The sequence below is a fragment of the Nonomuraea sp. NPDC046570 genome (assembly GCF_040645915.1).
Taxonomy (GTDB): domain Bacteria; phylum Actinomycetota; class Actinomycetes; order Streptosporangiales; family Streptosporangiaceae; genus Nonomuraea.
Genome location: NZ_JBEYZF010000065.1, coordinates 1 through 19,726, shown reverse-complemented (window position 1 = coordinate 19,726; position 19,726 = coordinate 1). Strand labels below are relative to the sequence as shown.

At 68.5% G+C, this 19,726-nt stretch carries 22 protein-coding genes; 11 read left to right on the top strand and 11 right to left on the bottom strand.

The genetic code is table 11. From position 1 onward, the window contains the following. A partial coding sequence (locus tag ABZ911_RS41335; protein WP_358069562.1) for an ATP-binding cassette domain-containing protein occupies window positions 1-450 on the top strand: 450 nt, incomplete at its 5' end. A 67-nt stretch (window positions 451-517) separates the two neighbouring features. Here ABZ911_RS41335 and ABZ911_RS41330 read toward each other — a convergent pair. After that, on the bottom strand, window positions 518-1,264 hold the full coding sequence (locus ABZ911_RS41330; RefSeq protein WP_358069559.1) for a class I SAM-dependent methyltransferase: 747 nt from the start codon (window positions 1,262-1,264) through the stop codon (window positions 518-520). A 120-nt stretch (window positions 1,265-1,384) separates the two neighbouring features. Beyond that, a complete protein-coding gene (locus ABZ911_RS41325; protein WP_358069556.1) occupies window positions 1,385-2,713 on the bottom strand; it encodes an MFS transporter in 1,329 nt (442 codons plus the stop codon). Between the two features lie 280 nt (window positions 2,714-2,993). Between ABZ911_RS41325 and ABZ911_RS41320 the strand changes: the two genes are divergently transcribed. After that, window positions 2,994-3,563 (top strand): hypothetical protein, encoded by a 570-nt coding sequence (locus tag ABZ911_RS41320; protein ID WP_358069553.1) that lies wholly within the window; start codon window positions 2,994-2,996, stop codon window positions 3,561-3,563. Window positions 3,564-3,902: 339 nt separating this feature from the next. On the opposite strand, the gene ABZ911_RS41315 is transcribed toward ABZ911_RS41320, so the two are convergent. Both ABZ911_RS41315 and ABZ911_RS41310 read right to left on the bottom strand, forming a co-directional pair. Further along, on the bottom strand, window positions 3,903-4,574 hold the full coding sequence (locus ABZ911_RS41315) for a response regulator transcription factor (RefSeq protein WP_358069550.1): 672 nt from the start codon (window positions 4,572-4,574) through the stop codon (window positions 3,903-3,905). Further along, window positions 4,571-5,992, bottom strand: coding sequence for a histidine kinase (locus tag ABZ911_RS41310; RefSeq protein WP_358069547.1), 1,422 nt, complete (start codon window positions 5,990-5,992; stop codon window positions 4,571-4,573). The genes ABZ911_RS41315 and ABZ911_RS41310 overlap by 4 nt, the downstream gene beginning before the upstream one ends. Before the next feature lie 312 nt (window positions 5,993-6,304). On the opposite strand from ABZ911_RS41310, the gene ABZ911_RS41305 reads away from it, so the two are divergent. The 6 genes from ABZ911_RS41305 (at window position 6,305) to ABZ911_RS41280 (ending at window position 12,668) form a co-directional block, all read left to right on the top strand. Further along, window positions 6,305-7,195 (top strand): ABC transporter ATP-binding protein, encoded by an 891-nt coding sequence (locus ABZ911_RS41305; RefSeq protein WP_358069544.1) that lies wholly within the window; start codon window positions 6,305-6,307, stop codon window positions 7,193-7,195. Next, complete coding sequence (locus tag ABZ911_RS41300; RefSeq protein WP_358069541.1) at window positions 7,192-8,244, top strand: ABC transporter permease; 1,053 nt, start codon at window positions 7,192-7,194, stop codon at window positions 8,242-8,244. The genes ABZ911_RS41305 and ABZ911_RS41300 overlap by 4 nt, the downstream gene beginning before the upstream one ends. Continuing rightward, on the top strand, window positions 8,205-9,659 hold the full coding sequence (locus ABZ911_RS41295; RefSeq protein WP_358069538.1) for a S41 family peptidase: 1,455 nt from the start codon (window positions 8,205-8,207) through the stop codon (window positions 9,657-9,659). The genes ABZ911_RS41300 and ABZ911_RS41295 overlap by 40 nt, the downstream gene beginning before the upstream one ends. A 12-nt stretch (window positions 9,660-9,671) precedes the next feature. Next, complete coding sequence (locus tag ABZ911_RS41290) at window positions 9,672-10,826, top strand: alpha/beta hydrolase (protein ID WP_358069535.1); 1,155 nt, start codon at window positions 9,672-9,674, stop codon at window positions 10,824-10,826. 100 nt (window positions 10,827-10,926) lie between these two features. Beyond that, complete coding sequence (locus ABZ911_RS41285) at window positions 10,927-11,538, top strand: hypothetical protein (RefSeq protein ID WP_358069532.1); 612 nt, start codon at window positions 10,927-10,929, stop codon at window positions 11,536-11,538. Window positions 11,539-11,558: 20 nt separating this feature from the next. Beyond that, entirely contained in the window at window positions 11,559-12,668 is a 1,110-nt protein-coding gene (locus ABZ911_RS41280; RefSeq protein WP_358069529.1) for a hypothetical protein, read from the top strand. A 296-nt stretch (window positions 12,669-12,964) separates the two neighbouring features. On the opposite strand, the gene ABZ911_RS41275 is transcribed toward ABZ911_RS41280, so the two are convergent. From ABZ911_RS41275 to ABZ911_RS41260, 4 genes are all read right to left on the bottom strand, one after another. Continuing rightward, on the bottom strand, window positions 12,965-13,423 hold the full coding sequence (locus ABZ911_RS41275; RefSeq protein ID WP_358069526.1) for a GNAT family N-acetyltransferase: 459 nt from the start codon (window positions 13,421-13,423) through the stop codon (window positions 12,965-12,967). A 102-nt stretch (window positions 13,424-13,525) separates the two neighbouring features. Beyond that, complete coding sequence (locus ABZ911_RS41270; RefSeq protein WP_358069523.1) at window positions 13,526-13,747, bottom strand: hypothetical protein; 222 nt, start codon at window positions 13,745-13,747, stop codon at window positions 13,526-13,528. Between the two features lie 249 nt (window positions 13,748-13,996). Then, window positions 13,997-14,341, bottom strand: coding sequence for a hypothetical protein (locus ABZ911_RS41265; protein ID WP_358069520.1), 345 nt, complete (start codon window positions 14,339-14,341; stop codon window positions 13,997-13,999). A gap of 123 nt (window positions 14,342-14,464) precedes the next feature. Next, entirely contained in the window at window positions 14,465-14,848 is a 384-nt protein-coding gene (locus ABZ911_RS41260) for a DoxX family protein (RefSeq protein WP_358069517.1), read from the bottom strand. A 492-nt stretch (window positions 14,849-15,340) separates the two neighbouring features. Between ABZ911_RS41260 and ABZ911_RS41255 the strand changes: the two genes are divergently transcribed. After that, window positions 15,341-15,835, top strand: coding sequence for a hypothetical protein (locus ABZ911_RS41255; RefSeq protein ID WP_358069514.1), 495 nt, complete (start codon window positions 15,341-15,343; stop codon window positions 15,833-15,835). Here the strand turns inward: ABZ911_RS41255 and ABZ911_RS41250 are convergent. Together ABZ911_RS41250 and ABZ911_RS41245 are read right to left on the bottom strand one after the other, a co-directional pair. After that, a complete protein-coding gene (locus ABZ911_RS41250) occupies window positions 15,819-16,022 on the bottom strand; it encodes a hypothetical protein (protein ID WP_358069511.1) in 204 nt (67 codons plus the stop codon). The two genes, ABZ911_RS41255 and ABZ911_RS41250, sit on opposite strands and share 17 nt — an antisense overlap. 55 nt (window positions 16,023-16,077) lie before the next feature. After that, entirely contained in the window at window positions 16,078-16,896 is an 819-nt protein-coding gene (locus ABZ911_RS41245; RefSeq protein WP_358069508.1) for an IS701 family transposase, read from the bottom strand. A 720-nt stretch (window positions 16,897-17,616) separates the two neighbouring features. Between ABZ911_RS41245 and ABZ911_RS41240 the strand changes: the two genes are divergently transcribed. Both ABZ911_RS41240 and ABZ911_RS41235 read left to right on the top strand, forming a co-directional pair. Beyond that, window positions 17,617-18,717, top strand: coding sequence for a transposase (locus ABZ911_RS41240; RefSeq protein WP_358069505.1), 1,101 nt, complete (start codon window positions 17,617-17,619; stop codon window positions 18,715-18,717). Between the two features lie 45 nt (window positions 18,718-18,762). After that, on the top strand, window positions 18,763-19,287 hold the full coding sequence (locus ABZ911_RS41235; protein WP_358069502.1) for a hypothetical protein: 525 nt from the start codon (window positions 18,763-18,765) through the stop codon (window positions 19,285-19,287). On the opposite strand, the gene ABZ911_RS41230 is transcribed toward ABZ911_RS41235, so the two are convergent. Further along, a complete protein-coding gene (locus ABZ911_RS41230) occupies window positions 19,200-19,565 on the bottom strand; it encodes a MerR family DNA-binding transcriptional regulator (protein ID WP_358069565.1) in 366 nt (121 codons plus the stop codon). The two genes, ABZ911_RS41235 and ABZ911_RS41230, sit on opposite strands and share 88 nt — an antisense overlap. Between the last annotated feature and the right edge of the window lie 161 nt (window positions 19,566-19,726).

Here is a 19,726-nt window from a genome sequence, read left to right as displayed (position 1 = left end):
GACGACGACCCCGCAGGCGGTGCGCGCTGGCGCCCACCCGGCAGCGAGCCCATCTACGCCGGACAGTTGGCCTCGCTGCTGCAGTTCACCGAGCCGCGAGCCAACCACACCCTGACCGGTGACGAGGCGCTGGCTGCGCTCACCCTCCTGGGCGCTCTCCGGGACTGGCTGACCGACGCCGAACCCGACCTGATCGACGCCGCGCGCCGAGCTGCGTCACCTAGGAGGAGCTCGTGGTCGATCCCGAGTATCTGGCTAAGAACAGGAGATGAAGCGGTGAACGGACTGTCGGTGCGTGACCTTCGCGTGCGGGTCGGTAGCGGCCGCGCGGCGATGACGGTCGTCGACGGCATCACGCTCGACCTGCCCCCAGGAGGTGCGCTAGGACTGGTCGGCGAGTCGGGCTCTGGCAAGTCGACCTGCGCGCGGGCGATCGTCTGTGTGACTTAGCGCTTCAGTTGGCGGGAATCGCTCGCTGAAGCGCTAAGCCATGACAATTGATCGTTACGAGGCGCCGTTAGTCGGCTTCGAGAACGAAGAACAGGAAGCTCAGGAAGCTCATGCCGGTGCGCTCGCGGAACTCCTCGGGGAACACATCGCGGGCTTCCGACACAGCGGGCGGTTCGCTGATGACGCTGATGCGAAAGCCCGCCGCGGTGAAGGCTTCGGTCATCGCGTGCAGCGGCCGGTCCCAGAAGCTCATCTGGGCGGTCTGCCCGCCCATGGTCCATTCTTCGGTCCGGTTACGGGTCTCGAAGTACTTGGGCTTTTCCCCGGCCATGTGCTGCATGAGGGTGATGGCGAAAGGATGATCGACCGAGACGAGGAGTCGGCCGCCAGGCCTCAGCACGCGTCGCAGCTCGGCCAGTGTCGGTCCCCAGTCTTGCAGGTAGTGCAGCACCAGGGATGCGATGACGTCGTCAAATGCGTCGTCAGGGAAGGGCAGTGGGCTGGCCAGGTCAGCGACCCGCAGATCCGCGTCGGCGCCCAGGCGCCGCCGGGCCATCTCCAGCATCCCGGCGCTCGCGTCGATGCCGGTCACGATGGCGCCTCGATCGCGCAGCGCGGAGAACAGGGGACCCGAGCCGCAGCCGGCGTCGAGGATACGCCTTCCGGTCACGTCCCCGGCGAGCTCCAGCATCGCGGGCCGTTCGTAGTACGCGTTTACGAGACTGGTCTCGTTCTCGGCCGTGTACCCCTCGGCGATCCTGTCGTAGTCATTGAATCGCGACGAAGATGCGGCCTCAACATGCTTCTCGGGCATAGCAGACATGCAGGCCATTGTCTCCGAGGAACCGCCCGCAGGTCTGGCAGTCGACGGCCCACAGGCACGCACACACGTCGCGAACCCCGTCCTCGCCCAGCTTCTCCAGGATGTCCCGGCTCACCTTGATGCCGGTCGTGAGCATTCTTCATGCACCTCATTCTTCGAAGGCTGCGGCCGTCGCGCCCTGACGCGCGGCGACCTGTGCCGATGAGTGCGTTTTGAGGGGCGATTCATAACGGCGATCGTGCACACGCCGAGCACCACCCGTGTGCTTGTCGCCTGCGCGACGGGGCCGGCGGCCGCGTAGAAGATCGGAGTCAGCAGCGTCCCGATCGTGGCGGTAGTGGCCAGGACCCGGCTCAGCTGGGCCTCGGGGACGACGCGCTGCAAGTAGGCCGTCCAGTTGATGAGCTGGAGCGTGCCTGCGGCGCCGGTGAACGCGCCCGCCATCGCGATCACCGGCAGGGCCGCGTTGAAGCTCATGCTGGCCAGGAAGACCGCCTCGGGGATGGCCGCACAGCAGACCAGCAGCCCGATCCGGGTAGGCGCGTGCAGCAGGGAAGCGAGCGACCCGCAGGCCGGCCCCACACCGATCGCCGAGGAGACGAGCCCCCAGCTCACCGCGCCCTGCATCTGCTCGGTGGCATAGACAGGCCCCAGGACGGTGATTCCGGCCGCCCAGCAGGCGGAGGTGATCATCCCGAGCAGGGTGAGGCACCATAGCCAGCGCAGGCCGGTGAAGGCACGCCAGCCCTCGACGAAGTCGGTGGTGAAGCGGTGCCGCTCGAGGCCTCCCGCGGGCGGCAGCCGCAGCGTGGCGAAGACGGCGGCGGAAGCCAGGAAGGTGACGCCGTCCCAGAGCAGAATCCAGCCAGGTCCGCTCGCCGCGATGATCGCGCCGGCCGCTGCGGGCGTGGAGATGGCGATGGCGTTGTTGCCGATCTGTAGCAGAGCGTTCGCCGGCACCAGGTCGTCGGAGTCGACCAGTTGGGGAACGACGCCTTTGACCACGGGCTGAAAGCAGGCGCTCACGGCCCCGGTGACGGCGGCCAGGACAGCCAGCGACCAGGTGCGCGCCATCCCCGTCATGACCAGGCCGGCGGCGATCAGCTGGGTCAGGGCACAGGTGAGCTGGCAGACGATGATGATCGTCATGCGCGGCACGCGGTCGGCCAGAACCCCGGCGACCGGGGTGACCACGATGAGAATCAGCATGCCGGCGGTGAGGACGAGGCCGAGCGCGGCGGCTCCTCCCCCGGCCTGGAGCACGGCGAAGGCCAAGCCGAGCGGGGCGACGGTGGTACCGAGAGTGGACGACAACCGGGCCGTGGCTACCGGCGGTAGCGCGTGTTGGTCTGGAGCAGGGGTCAGCCACGACACCCGTGAGCTGACCGCGTCCGGGGCCTGGTCCTCACGTTCGGAGATGTCCACCGAAAGCGGGCGCACGTTCGCCCACTTGAACAAACCGCTGGAACTGCGACGACCGTACGTAGTCCAGCAGATCCCGGTCCACCGTGCAGTCCGGCGCCAAGAACACCGGATCACCCGGCCGGAGCCCCATCCGAGCCACTGCCTCCGGCAGGTCCCGCACTCCCAGAACACCCTCCGCCGGTAGCGAGCCCCACCGCCCCGCATCGGGCACCCACTCCACACGCCACTCACTCAACAGGACCCTCCCCTGGCACTCTGAATGCGCTGAACACGCTCAATCTTCAGGGAAGTCCCGATGCAGGGGGCCGAGGCGCTGCCCGATCAAGAGGTGCTCCTGGCCGACGGTGCGGTGAGGCTGACGTTGGAAGAGGGCCCCACGCTTGACGTGACCGCGCTCGACCTGGCGCTGATCGGCGACCGCACCGAGTCGTGGACTGGCGTCACAGTCGGCCGGGGTGAGCCGTTCGACTCAATGCATGTGTGGATCGCGACCGTGGATGACCGGTTCGGCATGATCTGGCACGACCGGGACCGCGACTGCGTCCTGGTTGTTGAGTTGGCGATGCGCTGGTACTGCCCCGTGCTCATCACCCCAGATAGCTTCGCCTACCTCGCGATCCGCGAAATACCCCGGGCAGAGGAGGGGGCGGAACGCCGGTGGGAGTTCGGCGTCTGCGGGTACGGGCCCGCCAGCGCCGAACTTGCCCACCAGCTCCATGATCACGTTCGGACGTGGGACCGCGACTGGCGACCCCACCCCATCCCGACGTTCACCCTCTACCCCGTCGACGCCGCCCGGCCGGTGCCGACCGTCGGGAGGATCTTCCGCAAGCGTCATACCCAACTGGTCCTGAACTGGAGGTAGCTGCCCCGCACCCGCACCCGCAAAGCTTGGCTGGTGCGCAGCGTTCCTCATCCTGCGTCCGCCGTACTGGCGCACGATGGCGCCCGTACGGCGGCCGGGGCACGTCGAGAACAGCCGCAGGATGGCGCCACTGGGAGAGCAGCCCCTGAGGGCGGGCACCTCTGCCGACGTGGAGCGATCAAGGCGACCACAGCGCGGTCAGCCGAGCAGCCGTACGCCGTCGTGCTTCAGGTTCATCACGTAGGACAGAGTTCCGGGCCGTCACATGGGTTCTGGGGACGCGGATCGCTCCGGAACGTCTCCCGGTGTGTCGGGAGTTGGTGTCCACGTGGATTCAGGTCAGCCGGTGCCGCCGGGAGAGATCAGGCCGGTCTCGTAGGCGACCACCACGGCTTGGACACGGTCGCGCAGGTCGAGCTTGGACAGGATGCTGGCGACGTGGGTCTTCACCGTGGCCACGCTGAGGGTCAGCTGGTCGGCGAGTTCGGCGTTGCTCAGGCCGGTGGCGAGCAGGCGCAGCACGTCCAGTTCCCGGGGCGTCAGCTGGTGCAGATCGCGGTGGAGGGTGGGCTTCGCGTCGTCGCGGCGGGCGAAACGCTCGACCAGGCGGCGGGTGATGGTGGGCGCGAGCAGGGCGTCGCCGGAGCGCACCAGACGTACCGCGGCCACCAGGTGCTCGGGTGAGACGTCCTTGAGCAGGAACCCGCTCGCCCCCGCGGCGAGCGCGGCGTACACGTAGTGGTCGAGGTCGTAGGTGGTCAGGATCAGCACGCGGGTGTCCTCGGCACCGCCCCCGAGGATCCGCCGGGTGGCTTCGAGGCCGTCCATCTGCGGCATCCGGATGTCCATGAGCACGACGTCGGGCCTGGTACGGCGGACCGCGGCGACCGCTTCGTCCCCGTTGGCGGCCTCGGCCGCCACGTCGATGCCGTTGGCGGTGAGGATCATGCGGAACCCCGTGCGTACCAGTGCCTGGTCGTCGGCGATGACGGCGCGCAACCGCTCGGTCATGCGGTCCTCCACGGGACGCGGGCCTTGATCCGGAATCCGCCCCGGGCCGTCCGTCCGGCGTCCAGGGTCCCGCCGTAGACCGCGAGCCGCTCGCGCAACCCGATCAGTCCCCTGCCGTCGCCGGTCCGCGGCCCGGCGCTCCGTGTCCCGCCGGTGTCGCTCACCTCGATCTCCAGCCAGTCGCCGTCATGGCCGATCGTCACGGACGCGGCGGCCCCGGGCGCGTGCTTGATCGTGTTGGTGAGGGCTTCCTGCACGACGCGGTAGGCGGCGAGGTCGATCCCGGGAGGCAATGGCCCGGGTGGCGACACCGTGACGCGCACCGGCACTCCGGCGGCGCGGACTCGTTCCACCAGGCCGTCGAGCTGTTCGAGCCCGGGTTGGGGTTCGAGCCCGTCGGATGGCCCGTCGAGGCGTTCGCCGCCCGGGCCGGCGAGCAGGCCCATGACATGGCGCAGTTCGGCCATGGCGGCCCGGCCGCCGGACTCGATCGCAAGCAGAGCCTGCTTCGACTGTTCCGGCTCCACGTCCATCACGCTGCGGGCCGCGCCGGCCTGGATCACCATCACATTGACATTGTGGGTCACCACATCGTGGAGCTCGGCGGCGATCCGGGACCGCTCCTCCGCGACAGCCCTGCGCATGGCGTCCGCCTGCGCCTGCTGCAGCCCGGCGAGCCGATGCCGGCTGGCTCCCAGCTGTCGCCGCCAGAAACGGACGAAGCTTGCGAAGACGCCGACGCTCAGCAGGACGACGAACGGGCCCATCCAATTCGGCAGCGCAGGCGCGACGTCCCGGAAGGCGCCACCGGCGAGCCCGGCCGCGAGCACGAGGCCACCCATTGCCAGGAACCTCTTACGGCTGTAGACGACGGCACCGTACGCGGCGACAGCGCAGGTCAGCACGGTGATCCAGGTGGCACCCGCGTGGGTGGCCAGCGCCGCGGCCAGCATCACCCAGAAGGTGATAAGCGGGTACCGGCGCCGCGCCGCCAGCGGTAACGCCGTCAGCGCCACAAGGAACGCGGGCGGGTCGTAGGGCAGAGGCCGGGCAGGCGCGTTGCCGGATGGGTTGCCTGAGGGTGGGGATGGGTCGTTGGACAGGACGCCAGGAGGTGTTGGGTTGCCGGTCGAGAAATCAGGAGCTGCCGGGAGATCAGGAGCTGGCGGTGGGAAGGAGGGGGCAGGTCCGAGCCGCAAGTACTCGATCATGTCGGGCTGATCCGCGACAGGGCCGATCACTGGATATCTCGCCGATACGGCCACCACGATGACCGTCAGAACGAGCGCGACCACCACGTCGGCGGCGAGTGCTCTGCGAGACGGCCTTGGGGGTCCGTCGCCACTCAGCCCCAGCGTGCCCCGGACGCCACGCCGGTCCGGGTAGTCCTCGTCCAGCCGGCTGTCCAGGTCGAGCACATGCCGCCACCACGGCGGCCGTTCACCAGTCTCCACCGGCACATTGTCACGCCTGCCTGTCCGTCCCGCATCGGCCGTTGTGACGGGGTTCACGGTCTTGGGGAGTAGATCGCAGGGATGACCTGGCGGCCCTTCGTTCTCAGGAGGTATGCGATCTCGGTATGACGGCCGACGCGCATCGGCATGGGCAGTGCCTAGTTTCGTTCCTGCCATCCCGCCGCTCTGGAGCCGCGGTTCCGGCCTGGGCCTCGACGAAAGCATCGAGGCGCTGTTCATGACTACCTTTCGGACCACCGCTCAGGAGGACATAGCGTGACCGCTGTCCTAGAAGCCCAGGCACTGGGCAGGAAGTACGGCAAGCGATGGGCGCTGCGCGAGTGCACCATCGACATCCCGGCGGGCCACGTCGTGGGGTTGGTGGGCCCGAACGGAGCCGGCAAGACAACGCTGCTGAAGCTGGCCAGCGGCCAGCTCGAACCGACCACGGGCGGCATCATCGTGCTCGGCGGCCGGCCCGGGGACACGCCCGCGCAGCTGGCCAAGGTCGGGTTCGTCGCCCAGGACACCCCCGTCTACGCCGGACTGACCGTTGCCGAACATCTGCGGCTGGGAGCCCGGCTCAACCCACGCTGGGACGCCGCCATGGCACGGGAGCGCATCGCGCAGCTCGGCCTCGTCCCCGCCCAACGGGCGGGCAAGCTGTCTGGCGGCCAACGCGCCCAGCTCGCCCTCACCCTGGGCCTGGCCAAACGGCCCGAACTGCTGATCCTGGACGAGCCGGTCGCCTCGCTCGACCCGCTGGCCCGCCGCGAGTTCCTGCAGGGGCTTACGGAGGCTGCCGTCGCGCACAAGCTGAGCGTGCTGCTCTCCTCCCACCTGGTCTCCGACCTGGAACGGGTCTGCGACTACGTGATCGTGCTCGTCGACTCCCGCGTCCGGATGGCCGGGGAGGTCGGCCAGATGCTGGCCACCCATCACCGGCTCACCGGCCCGCGCCGCGCCCTCGATCGGCTCCCCGTCGGGCAGCACGTGGTCTCCACGCGCCACACCGACCGGCAGAGCACGTTGGTGGTCCGTACCGAGGCCCCGATCCACGACCCCGCCTGGACGGTCACCCAGCTCAGCCTGGAAGACCTCGTCCTGGCCTACATGGACAAGCACGCCGACGAGAACCGGCGGGCCGTCGCGGAGGTGCGGCGATGATCTGGCTCACCTGGCGCCAGTTCCGCGGCTCGGCGGTGATGACGGCCGCCGTACTCGTCATCCTCACGGCCGCGCTGGCCCTGACCGGCCCGGACCTGGCCTCCCGCTACTCCACCGGAATCGCCGCCTGCACCCCGGACAACACCTGCGACCAATTCTTCGACCGCTTCTTCGACGGACATCAGCTCCTCTTCGTGGCCGTCAGCTTCGTCGTGCTGGCCCTGCCCGCTCTGGCCGGGCTCTTCTGGGGGGCACCGTTGATCACTCGCGAGCTGGAGGTGGGCACGCATCTGCTGGTGTGGAATCAGAGCATCACCCGCGGCCGCTGGCTGGCGGTCAAGCTCGGGATCGTCGGCCTGGCGGCCATGGCCGCCGCCGCCGCGAGCGGCCTCGTGGTGACCTGGTGGTCCGACCCCCTGGACAAGTCGGCCGTTCTGGATCTGGCGCTGATGGCTCCCCTGGTGTTCGGCGCGCGTGGCATCGCCCCGATGGGGTATGCGGCCTTCGCCTTCGTCCTGGGCGTGACCGTGGGCGCGCTGGTGCGCCGCACGCTGCCCGCCATGGCCCTGACCCTGGTCGTCTTCGCCGCGGTCCAGCTCGCCATGCCGCTGCTGGTCCGGCCCCACCTGATGCCTCCGGTCACCGCGGCCTTCGAGCTCAGCCACGTGAACGGGGGCGGCATCCGCGTAGAGGGGCAGGGAGGCGGACCCATCCACATCGCCATGCAACCGGGCGTTCCCGGCCACGCCGGCGCCTGGGTCCTGTCCAGCGACCTCCTCGATCCGTCCGGACGTACGGTCGCCGGCATGGGCGAAGAAGCGCCCCTCCCCCTGTCCGCGACCTCGGGACCCTGCGCACCGGCAGGGGGACCACCGAGCTTGGACGCGTGCTGGATCGAGATCAACCGCCTCGGCTACCAGCAGAAGGCGACCTTTCAGCCCCTGGAGCGCTTCTGGCCCTTCCAGTGGATCGAGACCGCCATCTACGCCCTGCTCACCCTCGGCCTCGCGTGGTTCTCCTTCTGGTGGATCCGGAGACGCCTGTCATGACCTTCGCCAGGATCGCCGCCCTCGGTCTCGCCCTCCTCCTGGCGGCGGCCTGCACCGCGCCGACACCGCCACGCAGCCAGGCGGGCACAGGAGGAAGTACGGCCTGCGCACCACCCCAGGGCCCTCCGGAAGCGGAGACGGCCACCACGATCGACGTCATCGAACAGGCCTATGCCTGCATCCTGGGCAATTACTACAGCGGCGCCACGCTGGATGCCCGCTCGCTGCTGATCGCCGGATTCATCGCCCTGACCCAGGAGATCAACCGCGACGGGCGCGAGGTTCCCGAGGCGACCATGCCGGCGCTGACCGGCGACCGCAAAGCCGACTGGACCGCCTACGAGGCCGCCTACCGCAAGATCACCGACCAGGTCCCCGACCTGCGCGACAAGCTGGCCGGGGTCACCCTGCAGGCCATCGTGGCCGGCCTCGGCGACAACCACGCCCGCTGGACGCACCAGAACAAGCGGCCACCCGACTCCTACGACGGCGACGGCTACGGCCTGGGCCTGGCGGCCAACGTCACCGACACGCAGGTGAACGCCAACCCCGGCAGCGCCGTCGTCCCGCTGTTCGTCACCACCGTGCAAGGCGGCGCCGCGCAGACCGCCGGACTACGCCCCGGCGACATCATCGAATCGATCAACGGATCGGCGCCGTTCATCGACGGCAAGGCCACCCCCGCGATCGCCGCCCTGTATCCGGAGTATCCGCAAGCACGGCCGGTCCAGCTGCGGCTGCTGCGGCACAGCACCGGCCGCCGCTGGACGGTCACGCTCAAGCCCGGCCTCTACCAGCGAGACCTGCCCGACCTGCAGCTGGTGAGGTCGAAGCTGCTGGAAGACGACATCGCCTACGTACGGATGACCGGATTCGCTCCCGACAGCGCCAACCGGGTCCTGCGAGCGATCACCCGGATGCGAAAGGGCCGGACGTTGTCCGGCGTCGTGCTGGACCTGCGCGGCAACGGCGGCGGCAGCCCCGTGGAGGCGACCCGGCTGCTGAGCGCGTTCGTCCACGGCAAGGTCACCGCCTACCAGTGCACCGCCGACGGCAGATGCGCCCCCGCGCGGACCGACGACACCGTCGAACTGCTCAACCTGCCGCTGGCAGTGCTCACCGACCGCAGCTGCGCCTCGGCGTGCGAGCACTTCAGCTCCGCGGTCAAGGACCTGCGCATCGGCCCGCTGGTCGGCACCAGAACCGCCGGCGTGATCTCCGGCCCGGCGCAGACGTACCTGCTCGCCAACAACACCCTTCTGAGCCTCCCCGCCAGACACCACCTCGGGCCCAACCGCGAGGTGATCGACCGAATCGGCGTGCCGCCCGACCACTACGTGCCCCTGACCCCGCAGGACGCGGCCGCCGGACGCGACCCCGCCCTGGCCAAGGCTCTGACCTTGCTGCACACGTGAAGGGACCTCGCCATGAGAAGACTCCTAGCCCTCGCCGCGGGACTGGCCGTCCTCGCCGCGTCCGCCTGCTCCGCGCCCGCGCCGCCCAGAGCCGACGCCCCGCAGGCCAAACCGCCCGGCCCCGCCACCCTGCCCGCCCCCACCAGCCCCCGGCCGGTCGGCACCACCGCCCTGCATCTGACCGACACCTCCCGCCCCGATCCCTGGGACCCCGACGTCGACGCCAGGGAGCTCAAGGTCACCCTGTGGTATCCGACCAAGCAGCGCGACGGGCAGCGCGCGCCCTACATGACAGCCAAGGAAGCGGAACTCCTCCTGAAAGGCTCCGGGATCGCGACCGCGCCGTACAACACGCTGAGCAAGACACGAACCAACGCCGTCAAGGACGCCGACCCCTCCGGGCGCAAGCTTCCGCTGGTGGTGCTCTCACCCGGCTTCACCAAACCGATGAGCACACTCACCTCCCTGGCCGAGGACCTCGCCAGCCGAGGCTACGTCGTGGCCGGGATCGACCACACCTACGAAAGCTACGCCACCACCTTGTCCGGCGGGCGGGTCGCCGAATGCCTCGCCTGCGACAGCGACACCGACCCCGGCTTCGGCACCGGGCTGGTCCAGGGCCGGGCCGCCGACGTCTCCTTCGTCCTCGACCAGCTGACCTCCAAGTGGAAGCATTCCGACCTGATCGACCGCAAAAGGATCGCGATGGTAGGCCAGTCGATCGGCGGGGCCAGCGCCGTGGCTGCCATGGTCAAAGACCCCCGCATACGCGCCGGCATCGACATGGACGGCACCACCTACGCCCGGATCCCCAAGAGCGGCCTCTCCCGGCCTTTCATGTTCCTGGGTTCGCAAGAGCATGTCCCGGGCGGCCGCGACAATTCGTGGGACCGTGACTGGAAGCTGCTGACCGGGTGGAAGCGCTGGCTCGTGCTGTCGGACGCCGAACACCAGTCCTTCACTGACATCCCGGTGGTGGCAGACGTCCTCGGCCTCGAACCTCTCCCTGGCATGCTGCCCGCGGCCCGTGGCGCAGAACTCACCCGCACGTACGTGGCGGCCTTCCTCAACCAGCACCTGAAGTCGCAGCGGCAGCCCCTCCTGGACAAGCCGTCCGCACGCTACCCCGAGGCCAAGTTTTGCCCCGCGGTCTGCGCTCACTCCTGAGGTGGACGGCCGCCACCTCCTCCGCCACCCCGGCAGAAAAGCAGCTCGATCCGCCCTTCCGCGTGGCACCTTCCACAACCTGCGCCCCAACGAGATCTCCGTGGCACGCGGCGAGAAGGTCCTTCTGCGGTGGGAGGCCAGCCGCGGCCCCGCCTACACGATGCACTGGGACGACCACAGCCAGTCCGTCACCGGCGACCTGAGCTGGGAATCTCCGGAGCTGGAGCGCACCACCGGGTTCATGCTCCAGGCACAGCTGGCCGACCCGGGCGGCGGCGCGCCGCTGATCTACGCGCTCACCACCGCCGTCACGGTGACCGAGCCCAACCTCACGGTCGGCGACCTGCAGGCCAACGGCGTCGTCCGGATGCAGGCGCCGCCGGCGGCGATCGCCGCGCCCCCGCGCGGCCAGCCCCGCTATTACAAAGCAGGCACCGACGGCACCATCCTCGGCTACTTGCAGGCCGCCAGCGGGCTCCCGACCGCCACCCTCGCCGCGAGGGTCTACGGGGCCGCAACCGGCGGGTACACCATGCGCTTCAGCTCCGACAACAGCACCGGGACACCCACCGAGACCCCGATCAGCATCCCCATCCCAGCCGACACCGAAGTACGCCTCAACCACGCCGGCAACGACGGCGACACCCTGAACCTCCTGTGGTTGCCCCGGGGCGCCGGCACCTTCGACGAGATCACCCCTCCCACCGCCTGACCGCCCTCCCGGGAGCCGCCATGCTGCTGACCTACGATCTGGCCCTCGACCCCGACCCACCGCAGACCGGCCGCCCCTGCCTCCTGCGGCTCACCGTACGCGCCACCGCCCCCGCCTTCTGCCGAAAAATCATGCTGTCCCTGCCGACCGGCAGCGGAGCCGCCCACTTCACCAACGCTCCGGCCGCCATCGCCCCACAGCCGGTGCGCGGCGGCGAAGACGCCGACCAGGGCGGCGGCTGGCGATTCACTCGCGCCGACGCCGACGCCGTCACCTTCACCGCCCTGCCCTCCCGCCCCCGGGGCTGGCTACTCGGCGTCACCCCGCTCACCCTGGAACTGGCAGGCGTCACCGCCAACGCCACCCCCGGCACCGCGCGCCTGCGCATCGAGGAGGAAACCTCCTCCGACGGCCTCACCTGGCAGACCCAGGCGACCGACCTACCGCTGCCGAAGTTCCCCGACGGGTTCCTCTTCGGCGACCTGCGGCCCGAGCCGCTCATGGTGCTCAACGGCGGGCACACCGAACTGACCTGGCGCGGCTCCCCCGCCACCTACACCCTGACCTGGGCAGGCGAGCACAGCGGCTCCGGCGGGCAGGCCGACGTCTCCGACGTCACCACCTGGACCTCCCCGCCCCTGCACGACACCACCGCCTTCCGCCTCGCCGCCCGCCTGCCCGGCAGCACCGCCGAACGCGTCCTGACCACCCTGGTCACCGTCGCCCTGCCCCACCTGCGAACCCACAACCTGACCGCCACCGGGAAGATGCGGCTGATCGGCGCCGGGCATCCCATCGAGATCGCACGAGAGCTGCCGCACACCTTCCAGCCCGACACCGACGGCCTGCTGATCGGCCGCGTCCAAGCCGTCACCGGCGCGACACCCGCCCAGATGGAGGTGACCGCCCTCACCGACGGCGGCGCCCAGGAGTACCGGGCCGTCTTCACCAGCGACAACTCCGACTCCAGCAAAATCCCGGCCGAGACCCCGTTCGGCGTGCCCGTGCGACGCGGCACCACGATCACGATCACCTGCCGCTACACACGACCCCCGGCCGGGCCCGAACCCATCGAACCGTTCTTCTCCCTCGTGTGGCTGCCCTACGGCAGCACCAACCGCATCATGTGAACCCAATCCCCACCTGTCCCATGCTCATCGGGGTGCCGTCACTGTCACCAGCCGCCGTTCGTGCGCTCACCTGCGGAGAAGGTCCTGCTGGGCATTGGCGGGCTCATTGGCGTCCCAGAGGCCCTCCGCCGGACCCGGGTCAGAGTGTGATCGACCAGTGTCCCGTCTCGTCGATCATGAGGCATGAGAACCTCCCGGCCTGCGATGCATCAGATTGGATGAGAACACATCCGCAGGAGTCGTCTCACTGATCATGAGGCAGGTCCTTGAATGTCCACTCAAGAAGGGCGATACATCTAGGGGGCGAGATGGCCTTCGCCTGGCGGGCTCACATAGTGGTAGAGAAGGGCAGGCTCACCAGCCGCGTTCAGCCATGTGGCACGGGTGCTGCCGACCCTGCGCCAACCGGATCGTTCATAGAGCCTTACCCCGGCCGTGCCCTCAGACGAGACTTGCAGCTTGAGCGGGCCAAGTGCGGCCGCTCGCACGACATCGAGGAGCTGGACGGCCAGGCCGCGCCCGCGTGCGGCGGAGGTGACGAACAGACGGCTGACCTCCATGTCGTGGGTCAGGGCCACGTGGCCGAGCACCGCCTCCGCTTCGATCGCTATCCAGGCTCCGACCAGGCCATCGGGCGTCAGCCAGGCGCCGGGATCGGCTGGCCAATCTACGGGATAACGGTCAGTGGCCTGGACTTCGGCGAGGGCTTCGATACAGGCAGCAAGGTCCTCAGGCGTCCTGGGGCGGATTTCCATTCGTGAAGCTTAAGAGGTAGCGCGGTGGCCGATGGGAGCCGGGCGCCGTGCCGTGCCGTCTCACAGATCTCAGGCAGCCTCTAGGTCTAGATGGGCCGGCCTCTAGCCGAAGTCCGGGGGCCGTTTCCGGACCTCCCGCTGGATCCGCTGATTCCTCCGCTGCGTCCGCTTCCAGGACTTCCTGTCGACTCCAAACGGCGGGTTCTCCCAGTCGATGCTCGGCTTCGGAATCCCCCGCCACCCGGGATGCTCCTCGCTGTTCCCGTCCGAGCCGACCATGTAGATGATCGCGATGACAATCGCAACGCCCAGCAGGAGTTCCATGGGTGACCCCTTTGCAGCCCTGGCTGCGTCTGTTGTGGCCATCTTCAGTTCTGACGTCAGTTCAGAGTGTCGTTGTACGTCGTGCCCGTGGCAACCCACCGCACACGCGACGCGGTGATCTTCCTCATTCGCGGTCGGATTTGTGGAACCCCCTGCCTGAGCTGAACTTGAGGGCCGTCCCGTAAATGGTCGTTATCCGGGACGGCTCGGCGCTGTCGGCGTGGGCGGCAGCCGGAGATCGGCGCCGCGTCAGCGGAAGCGGTCGAGCGCGTCGGCGTGGCCGGCCATCCTGTGACTCGCGCTGCCCAGGGCGCTTGCGTGCTCGTTCAACGCTGTCGAGTGCTCGGCCAGCGCCATCGTCTGCGCGGCCGCCTGGTCATGGCCGTGACGCAGCTCGCGGTAGATCGCCTGGAGCACCAGCAGCTGCGCATCGGCCAGCCGCTCGCCGGGAGTTCGATCGGCCAACTCAGCCGCGGTCATGTCCTCGTAGCCGATTTGGCCAATGGCGTGCTCGGCGAACTGGTAGAGCATTTCGGCCATGGCCCGGTCGCTTTGTGGCCTGCCATCAGGGGTGGGGGTCTGGGAGGTGTCCACGAGGACGACGGTAACCCAACTGCCGGGAGACCCGGCCTGTCACCCGCCGCCCAGTGGTCGGCCGGGCAGCGTTCAACGAGCTTGGCCCGCGGGAGATGATCGGGAACTGTGTGTCGCCGCCCGTCAGCCGGTGAAGGGCTCGAGGACGAAGCGGCCCCACGCGATGAACGCCGCAACCGCGAGAAAGATCAGGTTCAGCACCGCGAACGCGGATTCGCCGCGTCGGCCGTGGGTGATCATCGCGCCGGCCATCAGCAGGGTCCAGCAGACGGCGGTCACCGGCACCAGAACCGGTGCGATGCCGAGCGCGGCAGGCAGGATCAGGCCCGCCGCGGCCAGGAACTCGAGGACACCGAGGGACTTGACGAAGCCCACGCCGACCTCTCCGGTCCACCCCCCACCAGGGGCCGCAGTCAGTTTCTCCTTGGGCACGAACATCTTGATGACGCCGCCGCTGAGGGCCACCACGGCCAGCAGTCCGGCAGCGATCCACAGCGCGAGGTTCATCATCTACTCCTTGATCGAGGATTGCCAGCACCCCTTAGACGAGACAGCGACCCCCGCCAGTGACATCTCTGAGCCCTCGCGCGCGTACTTCCTTCATCGGGATCCCCGGCGGGGCGCATATCGTGTCGACCGCGGCGATCCTGATCTGGTGACTGGCTGACTGATGGACACAGCCCCCGCCGGTACCAGCCCCCAAGCTCTCGATTGTGAGGCCGCTCACACCGTGTCACAGCCCATCGGGGGCATCTCGTCTCAGGGGGCATGACGAACTCGGAACAGACCTCGGTGTTGATCACCGGAGGCAACAAGGGGCTCGGCGTTGAGGCGGCCCGGCGGCTCGGGGAACTGGGATGGACGATCTTCCTCTAGACCTAGAGTCCCGATACCGTCGCGTTTTGCCCCAGAATGCTGTCACAAACATGGATCTAGCAACGCGTCCAGGTCTACCTTCATCAGCACAAGGCTCAATCGACGGCGGAAAGGGAGAACCCTATGGCTTCGGTCGCCAAACGGCTCATCACCTCCATCGGCGTCACGGGTGCCGCGTCCATGCTGATGATCGCTCCCAGCTCACCGGCGCACCCGGCATCCTCGACGGCGACCGCGCTCGTCCCTGCGGCCCAGCAATCGATCCACGCCCAGCCTCAGAGCGCACAGGCCCGATCGACGGCGAATTCATCTGCGGCCTGCCTCACGGTCCTCCGTCCCTGGGGACGGTACGAGGGCGGGAAGTGGCGGATGTACGGCACCGTCAGAAATGCGTGCCGCGGGAGCCACAACGGTAAATGGCAGATGGCGCTCCAGAAGAAGACGAAGATAGCCGGCATCACTCATTGGAAGGGGCTAGCGGGGCGGAAGCTTCGCAGCGATCAAACGGGGGCATTCCACGTCCGTGCGACCTGCAAGGACATGAAGAAGAACACCTTCCGCGTGGTGACGAGCGGATCAACCGTGAAGGTCGGGCCGACGCTCACGGTCCGGTGTTGACGAGGTCCCGGGGAGCCTGCCCGCGCAGCCACGGCACCGCCGCCTCCAGGCCACCGGGCTGGGCCGCGCGGTACAACGTCCAGGCGGTGCGCAGCTGCTCGCCCCGGGCCGGAACCCCGGTCCGGCACACGTAGCCGACCTCTCTCAGCTCCCGCATCGCCCGGGTGATCGCGGTATGCCCTTCCACGGCGGGCCCCCGGGTGCGGGCCAGGTGCTCGATGGTGAACGTCCAGCCGGGTCGGTCACACCACAGCGCGGCCAGCAGCCCCCGGGCCCGGTAGGAGATGCGATCGTCCTGAGCGACCGCGTGCGGCAGCTTCGCGAACGGCGTGAACGGGTCGGTGTGAGCCTGACACAGAGGGCTTGACGGCGATCACATAGCCGTAGCCCAGCCTGCGGATCGCCGTACGCGACTCACGCCCGCCATACACCTCATCGGCGGCCACCCAGGCGCGGGTGAGGCCGCTTGCTCGTACCTGGGTGAGCATCTCGATCGCAAGCTGTGGTTTGGTGGCGAACATCAGCCCGTGGGGAACCCCGGCCAACTCGCGTCGCTCCTCGTCGGCGGCCCACGCGCTGGGCAGGAAGAGCCGATGGTCGATCAGGGTGTGCCCGGCCCGAGTGGAATAGGTCAGATGCACCGCCACCTGGCACAACCCGACTCCGCCCAGCGCACCGGAGTACTGGCGAGCGGCACCGACGGCATCGGTGGAGGACTTCTCATCGCCGGTCTCATCGGCCACCAGCACCACATCCTCGGCGCCGAGATGGTCGATGGCCCAGGCCGCGGCCCTGGCCCGGACGGCGTGCTGGTCCCAGCGAGCCCGTGATAGGAAATGCTGCAGACGGTGCGGACCGCGATGCCCGATCGCCTCGCTCAGGGTCCAGCAGTTGGCGGTGCCCTCGACCGTGAGCATCGCTTCGATCATGTTGCGGCAGGTCAGCCGGGTTTCCCTGCGCGGGAAACAGCCCGCTATCTGGTCCATCAGCTCGGTGAAGAAGGCGGGCCAGCGCTCATGCGCTACGGTGACCTCTGCGGCCACCGCGTCAGGATTCGTCATCACAAACGATCATGATGCTGGTGGCCGTTCTCGCGCCCGCGGCCGCCCTAGCGATCAACGCCCTCGAAGATCCCGATCTACAGCTGCCGTAACAGTGGACGAGGCGTTAAGTCGCCGCTTCCATGCGGTAGTTGCGCAGGCCGGTGGAACAACGCACATTCGACGAGGGGCCGTATGCTGTGGGGTAGCTGGATTTCTCCCACCTGCCCTTAACGTCTCTACCGTTGCACTTCCCTACCGCTCGATATTTCGCTGTGCCCGAAAGAGGACCTTGGCATCGCACCGAGTAGGAGATCACCCCGTACCGGCTGTTGCTTTGCTTGCGCTCATTGCAGTCACCGATTCTCATCTCGCTGGGAGTGCTCGCCTGGACGGTGGTGGCGTTGCCTGCGTTTGCGATGGCTGGTGTTGCAGCGAACGCCAAGGCGGCAGCGGTGACGGCCGTGCCGATGCCGATTATGAATTTCATGCTCTTCCTTCGGATGTGGCCTGTGTTGCGGCGGCTGGGTGTGTGCTGTCGCTCACCAGGGACACTATGAAGGCGTGGTATATAAATCCGCTTTAAGGTTGCTATGTGGGGTGTAGGCCAGGACTGGGTCCGCCCGTGTCGGGGGACGCTCATGGGCTCGGTCGGCCCTAGGCGGTGGTCGTGGACGAGACCACGATCCGCCGCAAGAGCTCTGTGGGGACGGCGGGTGCGGTCTTGACGTCCGCCATGACATGGAAGCGACCGCCAAGGCCGGATGGCCGCGCGTGTTCGGCTCTTGCTCGTGCGGAGAGTGGGGCACCCGTCATGGGACAGCCAGGCGGTCACCGCCGACTTCGACCGATCTGGAGAAGGACGGCCAACTGCGGGCGACGTACAGCCCGTTCGCGGGTCAGCCCAAGCAGGCGCTGGCCGCCACGCTCGTCAACCCACAGAGCCTGCGCGCGGACGTGCGGGGGTGCAGGTGCAACCGACTGTCCGCCCTCCAGCAGCAGATCGGTGTTGCCCGGAAGCCCGCATCCACCGCATCCACGCTTCCCAGTTGCGGGGGGGTGGTCGAACGCCTGATCGCCGCAGGGCAGTGGCGCAGCGGGGACCCGGACATGCTCATCGTGACCGACGCCGGCTACGACGTCACTCGCCTGGCCTACGTTCTGCGCGACCTGCCGGTCGAACTTTTGGGGCGCATCCGCTCCGACCGGGTGCTGCGCCTGCCCGCTCCACCACGACGCTATGACCCCAAGGGCGGCCGGCCGCCCAAGCACGGCGAGTTCGCCCTGGCCGACTCCGCCACCTGGCCCGAACCTGCGGTGACCACCGCAACCGACACGACCCACTACGGCAAGGCCGAGGCGAGCGCGTGGGATCGGTTGCATCCACGGCTGACGCATCGCGCGGCCTGGCTCGATCACGAGGGTGAGCTGCCCATCATCGAGGGCACCCTGATCCGGCTGAAGGTCGAGTACCTGCCCAGCGGCCGTGACGCCCCGCCGGTCTGGCTGTGGTCCTCCAAGACCGGTGCCACCGGCGCTGATGTGGACCGCTACTGGCAGGCGTTCCTGCGCAGATTCGACCTGGAGCACACCTACCGCTTCTGGAAGCAGACTCTTGGCTGGACCCGGCCCAAGCTCCGCGCCGCCCAAGCCGCCGACCGCTGGACCTGGCTGCTCGTCATCGCCCACACCCAGCTGCGCCTCGCCCGCCGCCTGACCGAGGACCTGCACCATCCATGGGAGCAACCCGCCCCACCCGGTCAGCTCACACCCGCACGGGTCCGGCGAGGGTTTCGGAACCTCCGCCCCGCACTCGCCCAACCGGCTGCCCAACGGCATTGACGGTGGGACCGATGTGCTGGCCCCGGTATAGGGCAAGATCGCCCCATGCGCCTGGCTCGCAAACCCCTCGCCCTGCTTTTCACCGGCGCCATCGGACTCGCCTCGCTCCTGACGCTCTTTGAGGTGAGCACTCCCGGCCTGTCCTTCGGGGCATTGCTGCTGGCGCTGTACTGGCTGGCGCTCGCCATCACCTGGTCCGCACTGTTGGGTGAAGGCGCGCGGGGGCGGGCGCCCTGGATGTTCGTCCCACTCGTACTGGTGCTGGGCACCGTGCTGCTGGTCACGGTCGACGCGCCCCTGCACATGCGCTTCGCCTTGTCGGAATCGAGCCTGGAGCGCTACGCCCGGTCGGTGCGCGACGACGACGATGGCCGTGATCGGTGGCGGGGCCTGTATCGGGTGGGCTACACGGAGAAGATCCCGGGAGGAACGCAGTTCGTGGTCACCTCGGTCACATGGGGATGGAAGAGCTACGGCTTCGCCTACATCCCGGATCGGGTACCGGGCCCGGACGAGGTCTGGTACGAGCATTTTAAGGGCCCTTGGTACATCTGGACCGAGGGGCCCTGAACCCCACGATGCACGACCTCCCGGTTCCACGCCGATGTGTGCCGCGCGCAGAGCGCTGTCACTACTTGAAAGCGCCGAACAGCTGGGAAACGATCAGTTATGTTGCGGGAAGCGATCATCGCCATCCCCGACTCGGTGCAGGCCACGCCTATTCGTGCAGCACTACGAGCCACGGTCCGCGCCGACGGCCGAACGAGCCTGATCTCGTCATAGTGATGCAGCGTGCGGACGCTCACGCCGGCCAGCTCAACTGCGGAGGCCTGCGGTGCCGCGCGCATCATGCGCCAGATTGATGAGGCAAGAGCGCAGCTTCAGAGCCCTGGTAACCGATCGGAACGAGGCCCGAGCAATGATCGAAACCTGTGGATCTGCCGGGAAGGGGTGTACCTTCCCGGATCATCCGATGTGGTTTCGAGATAAGGCCGACGCGCCAACGTCG